Source organism: Sphingopyxis sp. EG6, from assembly GCF_003609815.1.
Taxonomy (GTDB): Bacteria; Pseudomonadota; Alphaproteobacteria; order Sphingomonadales; family Sphingomonadaceae; genus Sphingopyxis.
Genome location: NZ_AP017603.1, coordinates 2,143,109 through 2,164,120, shown reverse-complemented (window position 1 = coordinate 2,164,120; position 21,012 = coordinate 2,143,109). Strand labels below are relative to the sequence as shown.

Annotated in this window: 21 protein-coding genes; 10 read left to right on the top strand and 11 right to left on the bottom strand. The window is 65.0% G+C overall.

Translation table 11 applies throughout. The features are described 5' to 3' along the window. Positions 1 to 108: 108 nt before the first annotated feature. Together SPYCW_RS10535 and SPYCW_RS10530 are read left to right on the top strand one after the other, a co-directional pair. A complete protein-coding gene (locus tag SPYCW_RS10535; protein ID WP_120216736.1) occupies positions 109 to 402 on the top strand; it encodes an integration host factor subunit alpha in 294 nt (97 codons plus the stop codon). 14 nt (positions 403 to 416) lie between these two features. After that, positions 417 to 821: a MerR family transcriptional regulator gene (locus SPYCW_RS10530; protein WP_120216735.1), complete on the top strand. Its 405-nt coding sequence runs from the start codon at positions 417 to 419 to the stop codon at positions 819 to 821. Positions 822 to 1,026: 205 nt separating this feature from the next. Here SPYCW_RS10530 and SPYCW_RS10525 read toward each other — a convergent pair whose 3' ends face one another. Both SPYCW_RS10525 and SPYCW_RS10520 read right to left on the bottom strand, forming a co-directional pair. Then, positions 1,027 to 1,578, bottom strand: coding sequence for a SixA phosphatase family protein (locus SPYCW_RS10525; RefSeq protein ID WP_120216734.1), 552 nt, complete (start codon positions 1,576 to 1,578; stop codon positions 1,027 to 1,029). 58 nt (positions 1,579 to 1,636) lie between these two features. Further along, positions 1,637 to 4,369: an ATP-dependent DNA helicase gene (locus SPYCW_RS10520; RefSeq protein WP_120216733.1), complete on the bottom strand. Its 2,733-nt coding sequence runs from the start codon at positions 4,367 to 4,369 to the stop codon at positions 1,637 to 1,639. 122 nt (positions 4,370 to 4,491) lie between these two features. Between SPYCW_RS10520 and SPYCW_RS10515 the strand changes: the two genes are divergently transcribed. After that, positions 4,492 to 4,926 carry a DUF4440 domain-containing protein gene (locus tag SPYCW_RS10515; RefSeq protein WP_120216732.1) on the top strand — a complete coding sequence of 145 codons (435 nt, stop codon included), beginning with the start codon at positions 4,492 to 4,494 and terminating at the stop codon, positions 4,924 to 4,926. Between the two features lie 15 nt (positions 4,927 to 4,941). Here SPYCW_RS10515 and SPYCW_RS10510 read toward each other — a convergent pair whose 3' ends face one another. Further along, positions 4,942 to 5,310, bottom strand: coding sequence for a PilZ domain-containing protein (locus SPYCW_RS10510; RefSeq protein WP_120216731.1), 369 nt, complete (start codon positions 5,308 to 5,310; stop codon positions 4,942 to 4,944). 156 nt (positions 5,311 to 5,466) lie between these two features. Between SPYCW_RS10510 and SPYCW_RS10505 the strand changes: the two genes are divergently transcribed. From SPYCW_RS10505 to SPYCW_RS10490, 4 genes are all read left to right on the top strand, one after another. After that, on the top strand, positions 5,467 to 6,453 hold the full coding sequence (locus tag SPYCW_RS10505; RefSeq protein ID WP_120216730.1) for an NAD(P)-dependent alcohol dehydrogenase: 987 nt from the start codon (positions 5,467 to 5,469) through the stop codon (positions 6,451 to 6,453). 78 nt (positions 6,454 to 6,531) lie between these two features. Continuing rightward, a complete protein-coding gene (locus SPYCW_RS10500) occupies positions 6,532 to 8,118 on the top strand; it encodes a lysine--tRNA ligase (protein ID WP_120218244.1) in 1,587 nt (528 codons plus the stop codon). Positions 8,119 to 8,165: 47 nt separating this feature from the next. Continuing rightward, entirely contained in the window at positions 8,166 to 8,651 is a 486-nt protein-coding gene (locus SPYCW_RS10495) for a DUF3291 domain-containing protein (RefSeq protein WP_120216729.1), read from the top strand. Beyond that, the gene (locus SPYCW_RS10490; protein WP_120216728.1) at positions 8,648 to 9,127 is read left to right on the top strand and encodes an asparaginase domain-containing protein; all 480 of its coding nucleotides are present in this window, start codon (positions 8,648 to 8,650) and stop codon (positions 9,125 to 9,127) included. The genes SPYCW_RS10495 and SPYCW_RS10490 overlap by 4 nt, the downstream gene beginning before the upstream one ends. Positions 9,128 to 9,235: 108 nt before the next feature. Here SPYCW_RS10490 and SPYCW_RS10485 read toward each other — a convergent pair whose 3' ends face one another. Further along, positions 9,236 to 10,264, bottom strand: coding sequence for a fatty acid desaturase family protein (locus SPYCW_RS10485; RefSeq protein WP_120216727.1), 1,029 nt, complete (start codon positions 10,262 to 10,264; stop codon positions 9,236 to 9,238). A 189-nt stretch (positions 10,265 to 10,453) separates the two neighbouring features. On the opposite strand from SPYCW_RS10485, the gene SPYCW_RS10480 reads away from it, so the two are divergent. Then, positions 10,454 to 13,051 (top strand): EAL domain-containing protein, encoded by a 2,598-nt coding sequence (locus SPYCW_RS10480; RefSeq protein WP_232014673.1) that lies wholly within the window; start codon positions 10,454 to 10,456, stop codon positions 13,049 to 13,051. Positions 13,052 to 13,084: 33 nt separating this feature from the next. Here SPYCW_RS10480 and SPYCW_RS10475 read toward each other — a convergent pair whose 3' ends face one another. From SPYCW_RS10475 to SPYCW_RS10460, 4 genes are all read right to left on the bottom strand, one after another. Continuing rightward, the gene (locus SPYCW_RS10475) at positions 13,085 to 14,356 is read right to left on the bottom strand and encodes a metal-dependent hydrolase family protein (RefSeq protein ID WP_120218243.1); all 1,272 of its coding nucleotides are present in this window, start codon (positions 14,354 to 14,356) and stop codon (positions 13,085 to 13,087) included. A gap of 337 nt (positions 14,357 to 14,693) precedes the next feature. Then, the gene (locus SPYCW_RS10470) at positions 14,694 to 15,650 is read right to left on the bottom strand and encodes an RcnB family protein (protein WP_120216725.1); all 957 of its coding nucleotides are present in this window, start codon (positions 15,648 to 15,650) and stop codon (positions 14,694 to 14,696) included. Positions 15,651 to 15,784: 134 nt separating this feature from the next. Continuing rightward, positions 15,785 to 16,330, bottom strand: coding sequence for a (2Fe-2S)-binding protein (locus SPYCW_RS10465; RefSeq protein WP_120216724.1), 546 nt, complete (start codon positions 16,328 to 16,330; stop codon positions 15,785 to 15,787). Positions 16,331 to 16,357: 27 nt separating this feature from the next. After that, positions 16,358 to 17,122: a class II aldolase/adducin family protein gene (locus SPYCW_RS10460; RefSeq protein ID WP_120216723.1), complete on the bottom strand. Its 765-nt coding sequence runs from the start codon at positions 17,120 to 17,122 to the stop codon at positions 16,358 to 16,360. Positions 17,123 to 17,395: 273 nt separating this feature from the next. Between SPYCW_RS10460 and rpsU the strand changes: the two genes are divergently transcribed. Continuing rightward, positions 17,396 to 17,602, top strand: coding sequence for a 30S ribosomal protein S21 (rpsU, locus tag SPYCW_RS10455; protein WP_037510267.1), 207 nt, complete (start codon positions 17,396 to 17,398; stop codon positions 17,600 to 17,602). A gap of 149 nt (positions 17,603 to 17,751) precedes the next feature. Here the strand turns inward: rpsU and SPYCW_RS19000 are convergent, their stop codons facing one another. Further along, a complete protein-coding gene (locus SPYCW_RS19000; RefSeq protein ID WP_172595474.1) occupies positions 17,752 to 18,210 on the bottom strand; it encodes a hypothetical protein in 459 nt (152 codons plus the stop codon). Between the two features lie 166 nt (positions 18,211 to 18,376). On the opposite strand from SPYCW_RS19000, the gene SPYCW_RS10440 reads away from it, so the two are divergent. Further along, on the top strand, positions 18,377 to 18,907 hold the full coding sequence (locus SPYCW_RS10440; RefSeq protein WP_120216721.1) for an FKBP-type peptidyl-prolyl cis-trans isomerase: 531 nt from the start codon (positions 18,377 to 18,379) through the stop codon (positions 18,905 to 18,907). A gap of 131 nt (positions 18,908 to 19,038) precedes the next feature. On the opposite strand, the gene SPYCW_RS10435 is transcribed toward SPYCW_RS10440, so the two are convergent. Both SPYCW_RS10435 and lepB read right to left on the bottom strand, forming a co-directional pair. Then, positions 19,039 to 20,151, bottom strand: coding sequence for an AI-2E family transporter (locus SPYCW_RS10435; protein WP_120216720.1), 1,113 nt, complete (start codon positions 20,149 to 20,151; stop codon positions 19,039 to 19,041). 11 nt (positions 20,152 to 20,162) lie between these two features. Continuing rightward, a complete protein-coding gene (lepB, locus tag SPYCW_RS10430; RefSeq protein WP_120216719.1) occupies positions 20,163 to 21,005 on the bottom strand; it encodes a signal peptidase I in 843 nt (280 codons plus the stop codon). Positions 21,006 to 21,012 lie beyond the last annotated feature (7 nt).

The window sequence follows — 21,012 nt, the reverse complement described above, 5'->3', positions numbered from 1 at the left end:
TTGGCGGATTAATTCGCTTTTGTTACATAGGGGCACGGGACTCGTGACGGTGGGGGCTGTCCGGGACCGGTTCGAACATTTTCGCTTCACGAGGGGGAAGGGACCGTCATGACCGCAGGGACGCTTACGCGAGCCGATATTGCGACGCGGATCAACCAGCAGATCGGGTTGTCGCGCAACGAATCGGCGACGATCGTCGAATCGATTCTGGACCATATGTCCAACGCGCTGGCGGACGGGCAGAATGTCAAAATCTCCGGCTTTGGCACCTTTGTCCTGCGCGACAAGGCGCAGCGTATCGGTCGCAATCCCAAGACCGGCATCGAAGTGCCGATCCTGCCGCGCCGCGTGATGACCTTTCGCGCCAGCCAGACGATGCGAGCGCGCGTTGCCGGTAAATAATCCAGGCCTCGGCCATGGTGGGGTTTGACGTGCCGGACGACAGCGGCAAGGCGCCCGCTGCCATGCTCGCGATCGGCGAGCTGGCCGACCGCATCGGGGTACCGACGCACGTCCTGCGCTACTGGGAAACGCGCTTTCCGCAACTGAAGCCGCTCCAGCGCTCGGGCCGCCGCCGCTATTACCGCGCCGAGGATGTGGCGCTGGCCGAGCGGATCCATCATCTGCTGCATGTGCAGGGGTTCACGGTCGACGGCGCGCGCAAGGCGTTGTCGGAGGGGGGAGCGAAGGCTGCTCCGGCACCAGCCGTTGAAGTCCGCGCCGAGCGCGCGACCGAGAATGACGCGATGGGGCCGACGCAGGGTGTACCGGTTGCGGCGCTCGTCGCGCTGCGCCAGCGATTGGCGGCAGCGCTGGATTGACGCGACCAGCGTCGCGTATCAGCAAGTTTGAGAACGCCAGTTTAGGGGTGGGATGCGGACGCGACTAAACGGTCGCCCCCGCGAAGGCGGGGGCCGCTACCGGCCTTGTCCTTCTTCGCTGCGTAGACCGCCAGCGGCCCCCGCCTTCGCGGGGGCGACGTCTTACTTCGATCGATTCCCGCCATTCCGCGACCGAAGCTGCAGCCTAATCGTGATCCATCGCCGGCGCCAGCGTCGGGTCGAGGTCGCGGGGGCGGATGAAGGCGGCGAAGCGCGCCATGCCGGTGTCCAACTCATGCCAGTCGGCGATGTCGAGTTCGAGCCGCGCGAGCGCCGACGTGGGCAGTTTTTCTTCGACTTCGCCGCGCAGTTCGTCGCCGCTCGTTTCGGGCACCAGCATCAGGATCAGATCCTCCAGCCCCGGATTATGCCCCGAAATCAGCAGGTGCTTGGCATCGCGCCCGGTGTCGCGGATGACGTCGATCAGCGTCGCGGCGGAGGCGAGATAGATGCGGCGGTCCCAATGCGGCTCGATCGTGTCGAGGTCCGCGGCAGGCTGGAAAATGTCGAGCGTTTCGGTCACGCGCACCGCAGGTGAGGCGATGATGCGGTCGACGGGCAGCTTCTGACGCTTCAGCCATTGCCCGACGATTTCGGCGCCGCGCTGGCCGCGTTTGTTGATCGGGCGGTCGAAATCGCGCTCGACCTGCACGTCCCAACCCGATTTGGCGTGGCGCAGGATCGTCAAAGTCTTCAAAATCTTCCCCCGCGCGTTCGCGCTTATGCCGTCGTTCGAGCCGCCTTGTGCCGCAAACTTATGACGGTGAAAAGGCTGGAAAGGCGGTTTTTCGCCTTTCGACGTTGGCCGCGGCGACATGATTGACCGCTTCGTCGAGCGGCAGGCGGCGGATGGGGGTACCTTCCGGAAAGGCGCTGAGCAGCCTGGACGGGAAGCTGGGCGAGAGCATCACGAACTGGCCGAAATCGTCGGCGCGGCGGATCAGCCGCCCGAACGCCTGCCCGATGCGGCCGCGAATGACCATGTCGTCATAGGCGCTGCCGCCCTGCGCGGCACGCCGCGCGGCGTGCAGGATCGTCGGGCGCGGCCATGGCACCCCCTCCATGATCACCTGCCGCAGCGATTCGCCCGGCACATCGACGCCATCGCGCAGCGCATCGGTGCCGAGCAGCGAGGCGTGCGGGTCGGCGCGGAAAATATCGACGAGGGTGCCGGTGTCGAGCGGATCGACATGCTGCGCATAGAGCGGCAGGCCCGCGCGGGCAAGACGGTCGGCGATGCGCGCGTGGACGATGCGCAGCCGCCGGATCGCGCTGAACAGCCCCAGCGCGCCGCCGCCCGATGCCTCAATGAGCCGACTATACGCGCCGGCGAGCGCCGGCAGGTCGCCGCGCGCGAGGTCGGTGACGATGATGACTTCCGACTGACGGGCGTAATCGAACGGGCTGGGGACCGCGAAATGCCGAACGCTGCCGTCCATGTGGCGGGCGCCGGTGCGGATGTCGGCCTCGGTCCAGCCCTGCGCGCCATGGCCGCTGCGCAACGTCGCCGAAGTGACCAACACACCTTGGGCGGGACGATAGACGATATCGGCGATCGGGCGTGCGGGGTCGAGCCAGTGGCGGTGCAGCCCGCAATCGAACTCGCGCCCATCGTAGCGATCGATCGCCAGCCAGTCGACGAAATCGGGGTCGGCGGGGCCGCCGATGCGTCCGAGTAGTGACAGCCAGCCGCCGAGCGTGTCGACGCGCGTGCCGAGGCTGTGGCGCGCGCCGTCAACCCTTGCCCGGGCTTGGCCGTCGAGCCAGTCGGGCGGATCTTCGATCAAGGCCTCGAGCCGTTTCCCCAGCGCCAGCAGTGGGCGCAGCAGCGCCTCGACCGCGTCGCTCGCCGCCGCGGCGGCGGTGACGAGCGCGGCATCGGGGTCGGCGAGTTCGGTTTCGAGGCCATAGCCCGCGTCGGCGGTGCGGGTGTCGACCGCGCGCGCGTAAACCTGTCCGCGCACCGCGGCGAGCAAGCGCTCGATCGCGGCCCACGGTTCGTTTTCGGCCAGGCGGCCGAGCCAGCCGTCGCCGGGAAGCTCGGCGGCGGCAGCGATCGCCGCCTGAATCGCGCGGTCGCCCGCCTCGTCATAGCTCGCGACATCGGCGAGCCGCGCCGCGAGCCCGCGGCGGCGCCCGCGCGACTTGCCCTCTGGCCCCAGCACCCAGCGGCGGATTTCGACCGCTTCCTGCCCGGTCAGCGCGGCGGCGAACATGCTGTCGGCGGCGTCCCACAGATGATGGCCCTCGTCGAAGATCAGCCGTGTCGCCGCGGCGCCGGCATCGCGCGGTCGCGCTGCCTGCACCATCGTCAGCGCATGGTTGGCGATGATGATGTCGGCCTGTGTCGCGGCGCGCGCCGAGCGCTCGATGAAGCATTTGCGGAAATGCGGGCAGCCTGCATAGATGCACTCGCCGCGCCGGTCGGTCAGCGCCGTCGTCCCGTTGCGGCGGAACAGCGCGGGAAGCCAGCCGGGCAAATCGCCGCCGACCATGTCGCCGTCGCGCGTGTAGGCGGCCCAGCGCGCGACGAGCTGCGCGAGGATCGCGGCGCGGCCCGAAAAGCCGCCCTGCAGCGCGTCCTCCAGATTGAGCAGGCAGAGGTAATTTTCGCGGCCCTTGCGCACGACGACCTTTTCGCGGTGCGTTGCGGCGTCGGGATAGAGCCGCTCGGTCTCACGCGACAATTGGCGTTGCAGCGCCTTGGTAAAGGTCGAGATGCAGACGCTGCCCGCCGACTGGTCGATCCATTGTTTGGCGGGGGCGAGGTAACCGAGCGTCTTGCCGATCCCGGTTCCTGCCTCGGCGACGAGCATCTGCGGCGCATCCTTGCGCTCGCGCGGTTCGAAGATCGTCGCGGTGGCGCGCGCATAATCCTGTTGCCCCGGCCGCCGTTCGGCGCCGTCGCCGGTCAGGCGGTCAAGCCGCGCGGTGACATCGTCGGGGTTGACGCGGACCTGCCGCGGCGCGGCGCGCGGCGGCGCCTCCTCCCACTCGGGCAGGCGCGCGAACAGCCAGCGCTCATTGGCGTCGGGGGTGGTCAGCCGCGGCTGGACCAGCGGTGCCCACGGCCAGCGCTGGCGCGCCAACGCCTGCATTCCATGCCACGCACCCTCGCGTTCGGGCCAAGCGGCATCTTCGATCCCCGCAAGCATCGCCGCGGTTGCCTGTGGCAGAAAGGCGGCGATGTCGTCCTCGGTCTTTGGCGGGGCAAGGTCGATTGCCGCCGCAATCCCCGCCGGGGTCGGCACCGCAAAGCGCGCGGGATAAAGGAACGCGAAAAGTTCGAGCAGGTCGAGCCCCGACAGCTCGGGATAGCCCAGCCGGTCGCCGGTCAGCGTCGCATTGAGCAGCAGGTGCGGGGTCGCGGCCACCGCCGCAATCGCCTCACCGCGCCCGACGCGCTGCACGCGCCCGTGCGTATCGGCGATCCAGATGCCGACGTGACTCGCGTGGATCGCGGGGAGGGAGAGAGGATCGGGCGCCACCGTTCCAGCCTAGGGACAAAAGGCGAACACGGCAAGGCGGGTGACGGGGTCGGCCCGGTTTCTGCTTGCGATTGGGCGGAAAAGATCGAAGCGTGACGCGACGAGCAGGAAAGGATGTCCGAATGAGCGACGAGGCGGCGATCGGTGCAGTGGTCGACGAGATGTATGCGATGATCTCTGGCCCCAAGGGACCGCGCGACTGGTCGCGGCAGGCGAACTGCTTTCATCCCGACGCGCGGCAGATCCGGACCTGGATCGGCGAGGATGGGCGCGCGACCTTTCGCAGCATGGGGCTGGCCGATTATGCCCGCGACACGACGCCTTTTTTTGCCGCGAATGATTTTTTCGAAATCGAGATCGCGCGGCGGATCGATGTGATGGGCAATATCGCCCATGTCTGGAGCGCCTATGAAGCGCGCACCGCGCTCGACGATGCGGCGCCCGAGCGCCGCGGGATCAATTCGATCCAGCTGTTCAAGGATCCCGACCGCGGTTGGCGGATCATGGCGATGATCTGGGACAATGAGCGTGAGGGCGTAGCGATCGCGCCCTTTTGATGCGTCTTCCGGCGATCAGTTGAGGCCGCGGCGTCCGAACGTGACCGGCCGACTGCTCTGGAATATCTGCGCGGGTTCGATCAACATGGCATTTCGTGCGCGATTCAACGCGTTGTAGAGTGGGCCGTGGGTCAGTTCATAGGGGAAGCGCACCCCCATGCGATCGACTTCGGACCACATGACGACGGCATAAGTGACCTGGCCGCCATAATGGATCTCGCAGCGCGAGCGCGCCGGCATGCTGGCACCGTCGATCCGCGCGCCGCCTTCGGACAGGTCGGTGATCTGGCCTTCGACGAAGTTGAGAACGCCATTGACCGTCACATCGAGCGCGACGGGCGTGCGGGTCTGGCGGCGGGGCTGCGGGATGCGGGGCGTGTCCATGGCATGATGCTAAGCCAAAGATGGTAAACAATCCGGTAATGATAGTCCGGCAATGCTGACCCGCGACGACGATGCCCCGGTACATGGCCGCGGCTGGCGCGGCGCGCCGAAACGGGCAGAAGGGCGCCGCCCCCTCCCCAAGGTCAGGATTCGCTGATGAAAGCCGTTGTCTGCCCCCGCTATGGTGGTCCCGAGGTGCTTGAGTTTAGCGACGTGCCGACGCCCGAACCCGGGGCGGGCGAGGTGCGCGTCAAAGTGATGGCGACGTCGGTGACGTCGGGCGACAGCCGCCTGCGCGCCGCGCGGTTTCCCACGGGTATGGCCATGCTTGCGCGGCCGTTCCTGGGCTTTCGCGGGCCGCGCCAGCCGATTTTGGGGACCGAAATCGCCGGGATCGTCGATGCCGTCGGTGCTGGGGTCACCCGCTACCGCGCTGGCGACACGGTGATGGCCTTTCCGGGCGGCAAGATGGGATGCCATGCCGAATATCGCTGTCTCCCGGAAAACGGGCCGATTGCGCGCAAACGCGCTGGTTTGAGCTTTGCTGACGCGGCGACCCTGTGTTTTGGCGGCTGTACGGCGCTCCATTTCATGGATGTCACGGCGGTTTTGCCCAGCGACCGCATCCTGGTCGTTGGTGCGTCGGGCGCGGTGGGGTCGGCGCTGGTTCAGCTCGCGTCCCACCGCGGTGCGCATATCACCGGCGTCTGTAGCGCGCGCAACGCCGATCTGGTTCGCGATCTCGGCGCGGCGGCGGTGATCGATTATGAAACGACCGATTTTCGCAGCGATGCAGAGGCTTATGACGTCATTTTCGAAACGGTTGGCAGCATCGTGACGCGCGAGGCTCTGCCCTTGCTGCGTCCCGGCGGCCGTTTCGTCGCGATCGCCGCGGGGTTGCCTGACATGCTGGCGACGATCGGGGGACCGGGCCGCAAAGGGCGGCGGGTGATCGCAGGACCCGCAACCGAAAAGCCCGAATATGTTCAGCAATTGGCCGACCTCGCCGCATCCGGGGTGCTGCGTCCGCTGATCGACAAAAGCTATGCGTTCGACGAGATTGCGGCGGCGCATGCCTATGTCGACACCGGTCGCAAGCGCGGGTCGGTGGCGGTGCTGCTCGATCCGGCGGCGCGCGACTAGCCCGGTCCGGTGCATCGCGCTTGCAAAAACGCGCAAAAAGGGGAAAGGGCGGAGCCCCCGCCACACAAGTACCGGAAGATAGTCGTGACCGATTTTCGTGCTGCCGCCCTCGCGTGCAAGGCCTGGCCTTTTGAGGAAGCGCGCAAGCTGGTCAAACGCTATCCCGACGGCAAGCCGCGCGGTGCGCCGATATTGTTCGAAACGGGCTACGGTCCTTCGGGCCTGCCGCATATCGGCACCTTCAACGAGGTCCTGCGCACGACGATGGTGCGCCGCGCCTATGAAGAAATGACCGGGGCGCCGACGCGGCTCGTCGCGTTCAGCGATGACATGGACGGGCTGCGCAAGGTTCCCGACAATGTCCCGAACGGCGACATGCTGCGCGAATATCTCGGCAAGCCGCTGACCGCCATTCCCGATCCGTTCGGCAAGTATGAGAGTTTCGCGCATCATAACAATGCGATGCTGCGCGAGTTTCTCGACCGGTTTGGCTTTGAATATGAGTTTGTGAGCTCGACCGAACGCTACACGTCGGGCGCCTTCGACGACGCGCTCAAGAATGTCCTCCGGCATAATCAGGACATTCTCGACATCATGCTGCCGACGCTGCGTGCCGAGCGCGCCGCGACCTATTCGCCGATCCTGCCGGTCAGCCCCACGTCGGGCATCGTGCTGCAGGTACCGGTGACCGTCGTCGATGCGGACGCGGGCCTCGTGTCGTTCGAGGATGAGGGCGAGACGGTCACCCACAGCATCCTCGGCGGCGGCGCCAAGCTCCAGTGGAAGGTCGACTGGGCGATGCGCTGGGTCGCGCTGGGCGTCGATTATGAAATGTACGGCAAGGATCTGACCGACAGCGGCGTGCAGTCCGGCAAGATCGCCAAGGCGCTCGGCGGCCGCAAGCCCGAGGGGCTGATCTACGAGATGTTCCTCGACGAAAAGGGCGAGAAGATTTCGAAGTCGAAGGGCAACGGCCTCAGCCTCGAACAATGGCTCACCTATGGTAGCGAGGAAAGCCTGGCGTTTTTCGCCTATCGCGAGCCCAAGGCGGCAAAGCAGCTGCATATCGGCGTGATCCCGAAGGCGGTCGATGAATATCTGCAGATGCGCGGCAATTACCCGGCGCAGGATGCCGACAAGAAGCTCGGCAATCCTGTGCATCATGTTCATGTCGCGCGCGGGCAGGATGTGCCGACGACCGAATTGCCGGTAACCTTCGGGCTGCTCCTCAACCTCGTCGGGGTGATGGGTGCCGACGCGTCGAAGGAGCAGATCTGGCGCTATCTTGGCCAATATGTCGACGGCGCGGACGCCGCGACCTGGCCCGAGCTCGACCGGCTGATCGACAACGCCATGGCGTATAACCGCGACTATGTCGCGCCGACGCTGAAGCGCCGCAAGCCGCAAGGTGGCGAGGGCGCGGCGCTGGCCGAACTCGACGCCAAGCTCGCAGCGCTGCCCGCCGACGCAAGCGCTGACGACATCCAGAACATTGTTTATGAGATCGGCAAGAACGAAGCCTATGGCTTTGAAAATCTTCGTGATTGGTTCAAGGCACTGTACGAAACTTTGCTCGGGTCGAGCGCCGGGCCGCGGATGGGCAGCTTTATCGCGCTGTTCGGGATCGACAACAGTCGGCGATTGATTGCCGAGGCGCTGGCATAAGCTTTTCCTGTCGGTTCGATGCGAACGGGAATTATTGGGAGGACGGCATGGCGGCTTATGAGTTGGCGCAGATCAATATCGCGCGTTTTCGTCTGCCCGCCGATCATGTCGCCAACCGCGATTTCATGGACGCGCTCGATGCGGTGAACGCGATTGCCGAGGCAAGCGACGGCTTTGTCTGGCGGCTGGTCGGTGAAGGCAATGACGCGACCGACGTTGCCGTGACCGACGATCCGCACGTCATCGCCAACATGTCGGTTTGGCGCGACGTCGATGCGCTGGCGGCGTTCGTTTATCGCGCACCCGAACATCTGGCAATCATGCGTCGGCGCAAGGAGTGGTTCGATCACATCGATGTGTTTCAGGCGCTGTGGTGGGTTCCCGCCGGGCATCGGCCCACCGTGGCCGAAGGCATGGCGCGGATCGACAGCCTCGCCGCCAACGGCCCGACGCCAACCGCTTTCTCATTCAAACAGCCCTTTGCCGCGCCCGACGGCACCCCGGCGGCGGCGGTGCACGACGAATGCGCATGATCGAAATCTTCACCACCGGCGGGACGATCGACAAAGTCTATTTTGACGCGCTGTCCGAATTCCAGATCGGGCCGACGGCAATTCCCGATTTGCTGCGCGAGAATAATGTCCATGTCCCGCACCGCGTGACGCAGCTGATGCGCAAGGACAGCCTGGAACTTGATGACGCCGATCGGGCCGCGATCCGGGCGGCGGTCGAGAATAGCGAAGCGTCGCACATCCTGGTCACCCATGGCACCGATACCATGGTCGTCACCGGCCGGATGCTGGCGGGCATCGCGGGCAAGACGATCGTGATGACCGGCGCGATGCAGCCGGCATCGGTGCGCGCCAGCGACGCCGAATTCAACGTCGGCTTTGCCTTGGCCGCGGCGCAGATTTTGCCGCCGGGGGTCTATATCGCGATGAACGGGATGATCTTTGACCCGGCGACGACGGTGAAGGACCGCGCCGGGGCGCGCTTCGTCGCGCAGTAGAGGACAGGCTTTTCGCATTTGGAACCGTAGCCCTGAGCCTGTCGAAGGGCGCCTATCCGATAAGCGCCCTTCGACATGCTCAGGGCTACGGTTTGACCCTTTCGTGGCCTATCCCGCCGTAACCTGCCGCAGCACCGCGGCGTAACTGGGTGCGATCGTCATCGTTTCATGGCGCCCGGCGTGCCCCAGCTTTGCGTGAACCTGCGCCAGCCGATAACAGGGCACCCCCATGAACAGATGATGTTCCGCGTGATAATTCACCCAATATGGCGCGACCGTCGCGCGCGCGAGCCAGCCGGCGTGCGTGGTGCGGGCATGGGTGAAGGGATCGTCGCTACCGGTCGTCGTACAGGCATGTTCGGCGATATTGCGGATGCGCAGGTAAAGCTGGAAGGTCGTCGCCAGCCCCGCAAGCCACAGCAGATAGGGAGTCCAGCCGTAGAGCGCGAGCGAGGCGGCGAGCAGCACCGCCTGCATCAGCAGGAACCGCCCAACCGCGCGCGCCACCGCCATCGCGCCCGCAACATCGGCGGTCGGTGACGTCACGCCGTCGTCCGATTGCTTGTTGAACGGTGTCCCGGCGGTGGTGCTGGCGCGGCCCTTTTTGGCGGTTTCGCCGCGCAGCATCGCCTTCAGCCCGATAAGCGCGAAGCCGAATTGTGCGATGCGCTGCTTGAAAAAGGTCTGGCCGGTCAGGTCGCGCACTATCTTGCGGCCCAGACTGGCGCGGGTGGTGGGGAAGGGCTTCGACAGCGCCAGGTCGGGATCTTCGGCCTGTTGGGTGAATTTGTGGTGCTGAAGATGATAGGTCCGATAGGCGATGAGGTCGGACCCGATCGCGGCGCCGGTCAGCCATTGGCCCAGGAAATTGTTGGTCTTGCGCACCGGGTGCAACAGGCCGTGCGCCGCGTCGTGCATCAATATCGCGAGGCCAAGCTGGCGCCCACCGACGAAGACGATCGCGGCCAGCCACGCCAGCGGGTTGTGCGACCATGCGGCCAGCCCCACCAGCGCGATGCTGACGATCCATGCATGGGCAACCAGCCAGATTCCGCGCCAGCGCGACGCGGTGGTGATCGCCGCCCATTGGTTGCGGTCGAAAAAACGGTCGGGCGGGAGCAGGCGGACGGCGGGCATGCGGCTCTATAACAAGTTGCGATGCGAAACGGAATAGCATCCATTTTGGCACAGTAACGGGGTTAACGAGCGGCCCGCGGTAAGGAATTGGCAACCCCTCTCCGGCCACTGCACCGGACGGACCAGACGAGCAGGACAAGCGGGACATTGGGGGATCGGCGTAGCATCATCCGGCCAACGGTCGGCGACGTGACGACGGGCGAATCGATCTTTGATTCACCCGAATTCGTCACGCGACTGCTGCGCGTCGCCCAGCTGTGGCATTATGTCCTCATCGGCCGGGTTCTGGCGTTTTTCACTTTTGCATTTGTGCCGGGGGTCGCCGGGTTTCTGGATCAGCCGCTGCAATGGCTGGTCATGGCGGTGGGACTGTTTTTCGACCTGGTGTTGACGGTGGTCGGCCAGATGATGCGGCGCCCGAGCCCCGCGCTGCAACAAAGATTGCGGGGGCTGGTGGCGGCGAGCATGGCGCTGATCCTGCTGGGCAGTTTGCTCAACGCCGCCGCGATGTTCGCCGCGGTCGCGATATCCGACGGTCGCCACAGCTTTGACGCCTTCACCGCGATTCAGATCGGGTCGCTGCTCGTCGCGGCATCGGCGGCCGCGATTGCACGTCCTGCCTTTTTCGCCTTTGCCGGTGCGACCGCGCTGGGGGGCGCAATCGGTATCGCGTCGTGGCCCTTTGCGATGGCGGGCTGTGTCTTTCTCGCCCTGCTGATCGTGATGATGCGCGAAGATATTCGCCACCAGCGCCGGGCAACGCGCGCGGCGCGAGTGTCGGTCAGCGACCAGCAACGGGCGCTCAACCTGATGCGCGATTTCGAACGCGCCGGACGCGGCTGGTTCTGGGAAACCGACCGTCATGGCCAGTTGGTCTATATCTCGGCGACGGTCGCGGCGCGGCTGGGGCGTCCGGTGTCGGAGCTGCTCGGCCAGCCGTTCACCGACATCATCCGCAAACGCATCGGCAACGACGAAAATGAGGAGCGCACGCTGGGCTTCAGCCTGTCGTCGCGCACCCCGTTCAAGGAATTGACGGTGCAGGCGGCGGTTGCGGGCGAAGAACGCTGGTGGTCGATCTCGGGCCAGCCGATCAGCAACGAACTTGGCAATTTCCAGGGGTTTCGCGGCAGCGGCACCGACCTGACCGACAAGAAACGGTCGGAGCGCGAGATCAACCAGCTTGCACGTTACGACACGCTCACCGGGCTCGCGAACCGGCCGCACATCACCGATCTGCTCGAACGCGCGCTGAAGAGTCATATCGGCCAGCCGCAGCCGTGCGCGCTGCTGCTGATGGATCTCGACCGGTTCAAGGCGGTCAACGACACGCTCGGCCATCCGGTCGGCGACCAGTTGCTGCAACAGGTCGCGGGACGATTGACCCAGATCGTCGGCGACAAGGGGCAGGTCGGGCGGCTTGGCGGCGACGAGTTCCAGATCGTCGTGCCGCAGCTGAGCCAGCCCGAAAAGCTCGCCGGGATCGCCAATGCGATTATCCTGAGCCTCGCCAAGCCCTTTTCAATCGAGGGCGAGCAGGTCCGTATCGGCTGTTCGGTCGGCATCGCGGTGTCGGAGGGGCAGGGGGTTTCGGCGTCGGCGCTGGTCCGCAACGCTGACCTCGCACTTTATGCCGCCAAGGATGCCGGGCGCGGCGTCTATCGTTTCTATGCCGACGCGATGCATAATCAGGCGAGCGAGCGAAAGGCGATCGAAGACGCGCTGCGCGACGCGCTGGTCAAGGACGAGCTGCGGTTGCTGTATCAGCCGATCGTCGACGTCAGCAGCGAGCGGATCACCGGCTTCGAAGCGCTGATCCGCTGGCACCACGCGCGCGACGGGATGATCAGCCCGTCGAAATTCATTCCGATCGCCGAGGAATCGAACCTGATCGTGCCGATCGGAGAATGGATCATCCGCACCGCCTGCGCGAGCATCGCCTTGCTCGGTCCGGGGTACCGCGTCGCGGTAAACGTCTCGCCGCGCCAGTTCGCCAACGAGAAATTGCCGGCGACGATCCTGAGCGCGGTGTCGGCGGCGGGGATTCGCCCCGAACAGCTCGAGCTGGAAATTACCGAAGGGGTGTTCCTCGACGAGAGCCCTGAAAATCTCGCAATGTTCCAGAAATTGAAACGCACAGGGGTCCGGCTGGCGCTCGACGATTTCGGGACCGGCTATTCGGCGCTCGGCTATTTGAAGAAGGCGCCGTTCGACAAGATCAAGATCGACCAGAGCTTTGTCCTCGGCGCCGCCGATCCGAGCAGCATGAACGGCGCGATCATTTCGTCGATCGTCGGGCTGGCCACCGCACTCAAGATGGAAACGACCGCCGAGGGGGTCGAGACGCATGACGATCTGGTGCTGATCCGCGGGCTGGGGTGCAGCCACGTCCAGGGCTATATCTACGGGCGCCCGATGGATCTGGCCGAGGTTCTCGCGCTGCTGCGCGATGGCGGCGGGCGGGTCGAAGCGCAGGGCTATAAATGCGCGCGCGAGCCGCGGACCACGATCTTTCGGACGATCCAGGTCGCGAGCGGCGGGCATCAATATGAAGCGATCGTCCGCAACATGTCGCCGCGCGGCGCGCTGGTCGAGGGATTGTGGAATGTGCCGCCGGGCACGCCGCTGACGCTGGAGTTCGGCGCCGATCAGGCATTCGATGCCGAGGCGCGCTGGTCGGCGGGCAATCGCGTCGGAGTCAAATTCGCCGAGGCGATCGATCTGGACGCACTGCTGGGGCCGAAAACGGGGGTAGCGGCGCGCGGGCGGGTGCGGCGGGCTGCTTAAACACCCTGCGCCGGGATGACGATCTATGGCAAATCAATCCGCAACCCGCCCGCGCACCATCACCCAGTCGACCTTTTCCAGCGCCGTGACATCGGCAAGCGGGTCACCGCTGACCGCGATCATGTCCGCCGACAGGCCGGGCGCGATGCGGCCGATCTCGCCCTCCATCGACAACGCCTTGGCGGCGACGGTGGTCGCGCTCGCGAGCGCCTCGCGCGGGGTCAGACCCGCCTTGACCAGCAGCGCAAATTCGCCGCCGTTGCGGCCATGTTCGAACACCCCGGCGTCGGTGCCAAAGGCGACGGGGACGCCCATCGCCTTGGCGCGCGTTACGGCCTTGCCGACGCTGCCCAGCGTCATGCGGACCTTTTCCTCGACCGTCGCGGTATAAACACCCTTGCCGAGCCGCTCGCGGATTCCCTCGAACGCCATCAGGGTCGGGACCAGATAGGTGCCCTTCGCCTTCATCACCTTCAGCGCCGCATCATCGGCAAAGGTGCCATGATCGATCGTGTCGATCCCGGCCGCCGCCGCTGCCTCGATCCCGCGCGCGCCATGGGCGTGCGCCATGACTTTCAGTCCCAGCGAGTGGGCGGTGTCGGCAATGCTTTGTAACTCCGGGCTCGTGAAATGCCCCTCCAGCCCGCGCCCTTGCTGCGACAGCACGCCGCCGGTTGCGGTAATCTTGATGATGTCGGCGCCCGCGCGTGATGCCTTGCGGACCTTTTCGGCGCATTCGAGCGCGCCGGTGCAGGTATAGCCCTGGTCGAGCACGTCATGGACGTCCTCGCGAAAGCCGGTGATGTCGCCATGCCCGCCGATGATCGACAGCGCCGGACCGGCGGCGATGATCCGCGGCCCGGTGATGAAGCCCGCGGCGGTACCGCGGCGCAGCGAATACACCGTATTTTGCGCCGACCCCGCCTCGCGCACCGTCGTGAACCCCGCGCGCAGCGTGATGCCTGCATTTTTCACGCCGACAACGACGCCCCATTCGTCTGGCTCGACGGCCGCGCTGCGGAAATCTTCGCCGGGGTCGCCGGTCAGATGGACGTGCAGGTCGATGAGGCCGGGAAGCAGCGTCTTGTCGCCCAGATCGACGACGGTCGCATCGGCGGGCGGGGCGCTCCGGCCTGCGGTGATCCACGTGATGCGGTCATCGGTGATGACGATCGTCGATGGTCCTTGCGCAGGCTTGTCGGCATCGGTGATGACGCGCCCGGCATAGATGACCGTGGTCTTGGCGTTCGCCGCGGTGCCAAGCAGCGCCAGCGTGAGCGCCGCAAGCATTCCGTATTTTCGCATGAAGATTCCCCTGTCCTGATCCGGCATCGTGACGCGTCGGGCCGTGGACGGCAAGGGGAAAGGGTGGGTGAACCGGTCGGGCCAGCCGTAGATCGACGGGCGCGGATATGGGGTGGTTTTAAGCCATTCCCCTCCCTTCCAGGGAGGGGTTAGGGGTGGGTGCGAGCGAAGCGAGCCGAGGCAGAATGCCGCCTTCGGCGGCTACCCACCCCCAGCCCCTCCCTAAAAGGGAGGGGAGAAGATACGTCCGCAATCGGGCGCACGCGACGCGCTACGCACAAAAAGAGGGGCCGACTAGGTCGGCCCCTCAAGTTTGTCTTCGGGTAATCGAAAGGACTTACCAGAAGAAATCGTAGATCACGTCGACGACCTGGCCGTTGTACGTATCGACGAGGATCGCGTCGTTGTAATAACGGATCCAGCGATAGCCGTCGTATGCCGGCGGCAGGCGGTAATACCAGGGATCGTTGATCCAGTAGCGGCTGCCATAGAATAGCGAACCCAGGCTGAACCCGATGCTGAACCGCGTGTAGCGGTGGTTGCGGTACGGCGAATAATAGGCCGGCAGGCGGTAGTGGCTGCGATAGCGCTGGCGATGGTCGCGCCAGTTGTAGCGGCGATCGTCGCGCCACGAGCGGTTCCAGTTGTTCCGGCGATTGTCGTAGCGACGATCGACGCGGTCGTTGTTGTTGCGATCGTAGCGCCGGTCGATCTGGCCGTCGCGATTGCGGTCGTAACGCCGGTCGCGCTGGTCGATGCGATTGTTGTTGTTGCGATCCCAGCGGCGGTCGAGGTCACCATCGCGATTGCGGTCATAGCGGCGATCGACGCGGTTGTTGTCGTTGCGGTCGTACCGCTGATCGACCTGGCCGTTGCGGTTGCGGTCCCAGCGACGGTCGATCCGGCCGTCGTTGTTGCGGTCATAGGCGCCGCCCTGGCGGACCTCCCGCTGCTGGACCGCGCGCTGCTGTTCGCTGCGCTGCTGCCACTGCTGGCGCTGCGCGTCGCGCTGCCCGCGATCGCCGCGCTGCTGCCATTGCTGCTGGCGCGTTTCGCTGCGCTGCTGGCGCTCGGCGCGCGGTTGCTGGCTCTGCTGGCGCTGGACGCGCGCTTCGGCGCCGCCGTTGCCACGGCGGGCTTCGGGGCCGCGCGGACCGCGGTCGCCGCGGCTGCCGCGATCGCCGTCGCCGCGCTGCGCCAACTGGATACGCTCGCCCGATGCCTGGGCGGCGGCCGGGGCAATGGGGGTCAGGACCGTTGCAGCGATCAGCAACCCTCCGAACATTTTTTTCATCTCGCCATTCTCCAACTCATGTCCCGATTGCTGGAGAGGCCAGCCGGGATGATGAATCGTTAGTTACCGGCGGCAAGATGATCGGCGGCTGAACCATGCTGTTGCCTGCGGTTCAGCTAGATGAACGGACGGGTTCAGCTGCCGGGGGGTAGCCGCAGTGCAGGCACGGCGCGCGCGGCATCGTCGGGTCGGATACCGGGCGGCGGCGCGGCGGCGATCCGCTCCTCGCCGCGCAGCACCCGGCCCGCGCGGCGGATCGCAGTGCGGATGCGCGGATAGGTGCCGCAGCGGCAGATGTTGGTCATCGCCGCGTCGATTTCGGCGTCGCTGGGGTTGCTGTTCGCGCGCAGCAGCGCGGCCGCGGCCATGATCATCCCCGACTGGCAAAAGCCGCATTGCGGCACCTGTTCGGCGACCCACGCCTGCTGGACGGGATGGCTACGGTCGCGCGACAAGCCTTCGATCGTCGTGACGAAGCGGCCCTCGCATTCGGCAATGGTGACCATGCAGCTGCGAATCGGCTCGCCGTCGATGTCGACGGTGCAAGCGCCGCACTCGCCGGTGCCGCAGCCATATTTGGTGCCTGTCAGGTTCGACGCGTCGCGCAGCGCCCACAGCAAAGGCGTGTCGGGTTCCATGCGATATTCGACCGGGCGGTCGTTGACCGAGAATCGTGTCATGTCGCCCGGTTTAGCGTCACCGCTGGATTAGTCACGCCAGCTTGCGTCGATCTTGTCGACCTTGCGCACCATGGCGTCGAATTCCATCCGGCCCGCGCCGCCCGGGGGCGATGCCATGTAAAGGTCGCGCTGGTGAACCGCGATGACATCGGGGCTGACGGTGATCGGCTTGCCCATGCTGAGCGTTGCCATCTGATGCTCGCAGGCGCGTTGCAGCGACCAATATTTTATAAAGGCTTCGGGTAAGCTTTTGCCCATCACGACCGGGCCGTGATTTTTCAGCATCAGGATGCGCTTGTCGCCCAGATTCTTGACGAGCCGCTCGCCTTCCTCCTCGCGAACCGTGACACCTTCGAAATCATGATAGGCGAGCTGCCCCTGAAAATTGCAGGCGTAAAAATTCACCGGCTGCAGGCCGCCTTCCAGCGAACAGACGGCGACGGTGGCGGTTGTATGGGTGTGGATGATCGCGTGCGCGTCGGCCAAAACCCGGTGGAACAGGCTGTGCTGGACAAATCCGGCCTTGTTGACGTGCCAGGGATTGTCCGCGTCAACCTTGTTGCCGTCGATGTCGATCTTGACCAGGCTCGACGCATTCACCTCGCCGAAATGCATGCCATAGGGGTTGATCAGGAACGAACCCTCCTCGTCGGGGACCTTGACGGTGATGTGATTGAAGATCAGCTCGTCCCAACCCATCATCGCGAAAATCCGGTAACAGGCGGCCAGTTCCAGCCGCGCCGTCCACTCGGCTTCGCTATATTTGCTGTTGCGCTTGAGCTGCGTCGCCATGGCCTGTCCCTTTGATGTTAGTTTCGTCTTGCTACCTATGCCACAAGGCGAGGGGGCGACACAATCCCGCAAGCGGGCTAGGGCTCTGGACACAGGGGCAGGGGCTTTTGCCGCGCAGGGGCTTGCATTTTACTGCGAATCCCCTTATCGGCGCAGCCATCGGAACGTCGCGGGTTCGCGGCGCTTCTTTTATTGCCCTTATATCGGCGATTTATGGCGGACCGGATAACCGGTTGCCGTTCATCGTTGGACGAACCGGAGACGACACGGCACATGCAGATCATCGTTCGCGACAATAATGTCGACCAGGCCCTTCGCGCGCTCAAGAAGAAGCTGCAGCGTGAGGGCGTGTATCGCGAAATGAAGCTGCGCCGTCATTACGAGAAGCCCAGCGAAAAGCGCGCGCGCGAACACGCCGCCGCCGTCCGCCGCGCCCGCAAGATGGAGCGCAAGCGGATGGAACGCGACGGGATCAAGTAAGACCGTCTCCCGTTCGGGATCCTGATCGTGAAAAGGGCGCTGCGGCAACGCGGCGCCCTTTTTCGTTCGGGGGCTGGCGGGGTGGTCGGCTCTCGATTGCGGCCATTCGGCACGATCAGGGATTCCCGAAGTCAGTTGTTCGGTGAGCTTTATTCAGAATATCCTGCGAAGCCTCGCAATCTGTCGGTGAAATCTTTGGCGGCCGCGTCCAAAGCCCTCAATTTGAATCTCGGGGTCGACGCACAAGTGCGCCTGACCCGATCCAACCAGATAAGGATGTTCGCGCGTAGCCGCGTCCGAACTTCTTTATCCGACATCTGCAGCCATTTATCTGTCGCCACGGAATAGGATGCTTCGAAGCTCTCCTCTCCCACACACTCGTCGATATACATCGACACATTGACCGAGGCGCTTCCTTCGTTCCAGCGAACCTCCAGGTCATTATGCTCATCACCCTGAGCCAATATCACCGAAGCATCGCCGCCATGAACGCCATCCACACTGGATATGCTGGTTACAAGCCATTGTCCGTGGTTTTTGCCCGTTGGTATGGATGCTGTTGCTACCGTGCTCACCGACAGCAGGAACAGGCAGGGTAGTAATCGCATTTTTCAAAGCTGGGCCAAAAGCAGCCGTTCTGCAACCACCTCGAAGCCGGCAGGAGCCGGACCAGCACGACGCACGCATATTGTCTCTGGACCGCCGCGCTCCGCTCCGCCTATAGGCCTCGCCAGCATTTTCGCCCCGGCCGGGGCAGCGGAAGGATCATCCAAGATGAGCGTAACGACGGTTCCATTGCGTCCGGTGAGCAAGGGCGGCCTGTGGCTGATGTGGTTCGGCCTTGCGGCTCTGCTGGTCGCGGGCGCGGCCTTTGCCTGGCACATGACTCCGCGCATCGGGTTCGAAGTCGTCAAGGAAGGCACCGGTGCGAGCCCGACCCGCGCCGATGTCGTGCTGGTGAAATATGAGGGCAAGCTGGACGACGGCACCGTCTTCGACGCCAATGAACAGGCGCCGATGCAGGTCGCGGGTGTCGTTCCCGGCTTTTCGGAAGCGTTGACCCGGATGAAGAAGGGCGGCGAGTACAAGATCACCATTCCGCCGCAGCTTGGCTATGGCGACCGCGCGACCGGGCCGATCCCGGCGAACAGCACGCTGCACTTTACCGTGACCCTGCTCGACTACCGGTCGGAGGCCGAGGTTCGCGCGATGCAGCAGCAGATGATGCAGCAGCAACAGATGATGCAGGGTGCGCCGGGCGGCGCTGCTCCCGCGGGTCCGCCGCCGGGTGCGCCGCAGCCCTGACCCTGATTTCCGTTATCCCGGTTATTCCCGTCATCCCGGCGAAGGCCGGGATCTCGCCCGTTGCGTTAGAACGATCGGGTGAGATCCTGGCCTTCGCCGGGATGACGAACTGAAAAGAGGGGCGACGGTTTTCACACTGCCGCCGCCTTCACATCCTTGGGCGCTGCCCCGGCATTCCTCTCCGCCTCGCGCTCCAGCGCGACCTTGATCATCGCGACGATCGGGTCGGCCAGGAACAGCCCCATGATGCCGAGCAGCGCGCCGAGCAGGATCTGCGCGCCGAGCACCAGGGCAGGGGCAAGGTCGACGGTCTTTTTCGCGACCATCGGCACGATCAGATAGCCATCGACGGTCTGCACCACCAGATAGATGACGATCGCCCATAGTCCGGCATCGGTCCCTGCGGAAAAGCCGACGAGGACCAGCAGCACCCCCGACACGATCGCGCCAATATTGGGGATGAAGGCGAGCAGGCCGGTGAGGAGGCCCATCAGTGCGGCCATCGGGATGCCGACCGCGAGGCACGCAAGCCATGTCCCGATACCCTCGACCAGCATGCCGAGCAGGCGGCCCGCCATCAGGCGGCGGAGGGTGAAACCCATGCGCGCGGTGGTGATATAGAAATTCTCGCGATGCTTCATCGGCAGCATCCAGGCGACCCCGCGTTCGTACAGTCGCGGTTCGATGGCGATGAAAATTCCCAGCACGACAATCATCACCAGGCTGGTCAGCGCGCCCAGCACCGTGCCGACCGCGGCAGTGACGCGGCCCACGGTGCCCGCGATATTGTCGGCAATCGTCTTCGTATCGATCTGGAAATTGCCCATGCCATGATCGGCGGCCCAGGCCGCGATCCGTTCGACCTGGAACATGATGACCTGTTGCAGCGTCGCCGCCTGGCTCGCGATCTGCGATCCGGCAAACATCGCGGTCCACGCCAGAAAGGCCAGCAGCGAAAGGCACACGATCGCGAGCCGCCAGCCGCGCGCGATCGGCAATATGCGGCCGAGCAGGCGCGTGCCGCCGTCGAGCATCGACGCCATGACGATCGCCGCAAAGATCAGCAGGATCGGTTGGATGAGCACGACGCACGCCGCGATCAGCAGCGCGAGGCCGAGCCACACGCTGGCCTTTAGCAATTCGGTGCGGACCAGATGGCTGCGGATTTCGGTGGGGCCGGGGGCGTTGGCGGTCGCCTTAGCGCGCGCCTGAGCGCGTTCTTTTCGCTCGACCCGCTCCACCATGCCCGCGCTCCCTATTTTGCTGTGCTGCTACGTTCGGGCCGCAAGTCGGTTCCCGCGCGGCTCGAGCGCAGCGCATTGAACCAGCTGAGCGGATTGTACCACACCGCGGTGCCGTCGGTCGAAAAGCTGATGATCTCGGCCCGCCCCGCGATCACGTCGAACGGCACGGGGCCGCCCAACCCCTTTTGCGACGTGTCGACCCGGCTGTCGGCGCTGCCGTCGCGGTTGTCGCCCATCAGGAACAGATGGTCGGCGGGCACCTTGATCGGGCCATAATCGTCGGTGGTGTACCCCGGGCCCATATCGATCGTGTCGAAGGTCGCGCCGCCGGGCAGCGTTTCCCGCACAATCGGCAGTTCGAGTGTTTCGCGCCCGTCAGCGCCGCGGGTGATGAAGCGGTCGAGGCTGCTGTCGCCGCTGGGCAGGTTCGGGTCGACCGGGATCGACAGCAGCGGCTGGACTTCGCGCTTCACCGGCTTGCCGTTGATGCTGAGTTCGCCGTTGCTCAGCTGGATGGTGTCGCCGGGAAGGCCGATCACGCGCTTGATATAATCGACCCGGGTGACCGGATGTTCGAGCACGACGATGTCGCCGCGTTCGGGCAGCTTGGCGAACCAGCGGCCCGCCGTCTTGGGTGCGAGGTGAAAGCTGACCGAGGCGTAGGACCAGCCATAGGGAAATTTGCTCACGATCAGCCGGTCGCCGTTGCGCAGCACCGGCATCATCGAATCGGACGGGATATAGAATGGTTTGGCGACGCAGCTGTGGATGCCCAGCACGAGCAGCAGGATCACCACGATGTCGCGGATAAGCTTGCCCCAGCTGCCGTCGTCCTTTGCCTTGTCCTTCGCCATATTGCCG

Bases quoted from the DNA above. Each gene is read 5' to 3' on its own strand.
- SPYCW_RS10465 (WP_120216724.1), bottom strand. From the start codon at position 16,330: ATGACACGATTCTCGGTCAACGACCGCCCGGTCGAATATCGCATGGAA.
- SPYCW_RS10435 (WP_120216720.1), bottom strand. From the start codon at position 20,151: ATGGTGGAGCGGGTCGAGCGAAAAGAACGCGCTCAGGCGCGCGCTAAG.
- SPYCW_RS10440 (WP_120216721.1), top strand. From the start codon at position 18,377: ATGAGCGTAACGACGGTTCCATTGCGTCCGGTGAGCAAGGGCGGCCTG.
- SPYCW_RS10530 (WP_120216735.1), top strand. From the start codon at position 417: ATGGTGGGGTTTGACGTGCCGGACGACAGCGGCAAGGCGCCCGCTGCC.
- rpsU (WP_037510267.1), top strand. From the start codon at position 17,396: ATGCAGATCATCGTTCGCGACAATAATGTCGACCAGGCCCTTCGCGCG.
- SPYCW_RS10505 (WP_120216730.1), top strand. From the start codon at position 5,467: ATGAAAGCCGTTGTCTGCCCCCGCTATGGTGGTCCCGAGGTGCTTGAG.
- SPYCW_RS10535 (WP_120216736.1), top strand. From the start codon at position 109: ATGACCGCAGGGACGCTTACGCGAGCCGATATTGCGACGCGGATCAAC.
- SPYCW_RS10510 (WP_120216731.1), bottom strand. From the start codon at position 5,310: ATGGACACGCCCCGCATCCCGCAGCCCCGCCGCCAGACCCGCACGCCC.
- SPYCW_RS10475 (WP_120218243.1), bottom strand. From the start codon at position 14,356: ATGCGAAAATACGGAATGCTTGCGGCGCTCACGCTGGCGCTGCTTGGC.
- SPYCW_RS10460 (WP_120216723.1), bottom strand. From the start codon at position 17,122: ATGGCGACGCAGCTCAAGCGCAACAGCAAATATAGCGAAGCCGAGTGG.
- SPYCW_RS10470 (WP_120216725.1), bottom strand. From the start codon at position 15,650: ATGAAAAAAATGTTCGGAGGGTTGCTGATCGCTGCAACGGTCCTGACC.
- SPYCW_RS10515 (WP_120216732.1), top strand. From the start codon at position 4,492: ATGAGCGACGAGGCGGCGATCGGTGCAGTGGTCGACGAGATGTATGCG.
- SPYCW_RS10495 (WP_120216729.1), top strand. From the start codon at position 8,166: ATGGCGGCTTATGAGTTGGCGCAGATCAATATCGCGCGTTTTCGTCTG.
- SPYCW_RS19000 (WP_172595474.1), bottom strand. From the start codon at position 18,210: ATGCGATTACTACCCTGCCTGTTCCTGCTGTCGGTGAGCACGGTAGCA.
- SPYCW_RS10485 (WP_120216727.1), bottom strand. From the start codon at position 10,264: ATGCCCGCCGTCCGCCTGCTCCCGCCCGACCGTTTTTTCGACCGCAAC.
- lepB (WP_120216719.1), bottom strand. From the start codon at position 21,005: ATGGCGAAGGACAAGGCAAAGGACGACGGCAGCTGGGGCAAGCTTATC.
- SPYCW_RS10490 (WP_120216728.1), top strand. From the start codon at position 8,648: ATGATCGAAATCTTCACCACCGGCGGGACGATCGACAAAGTCTATTTT.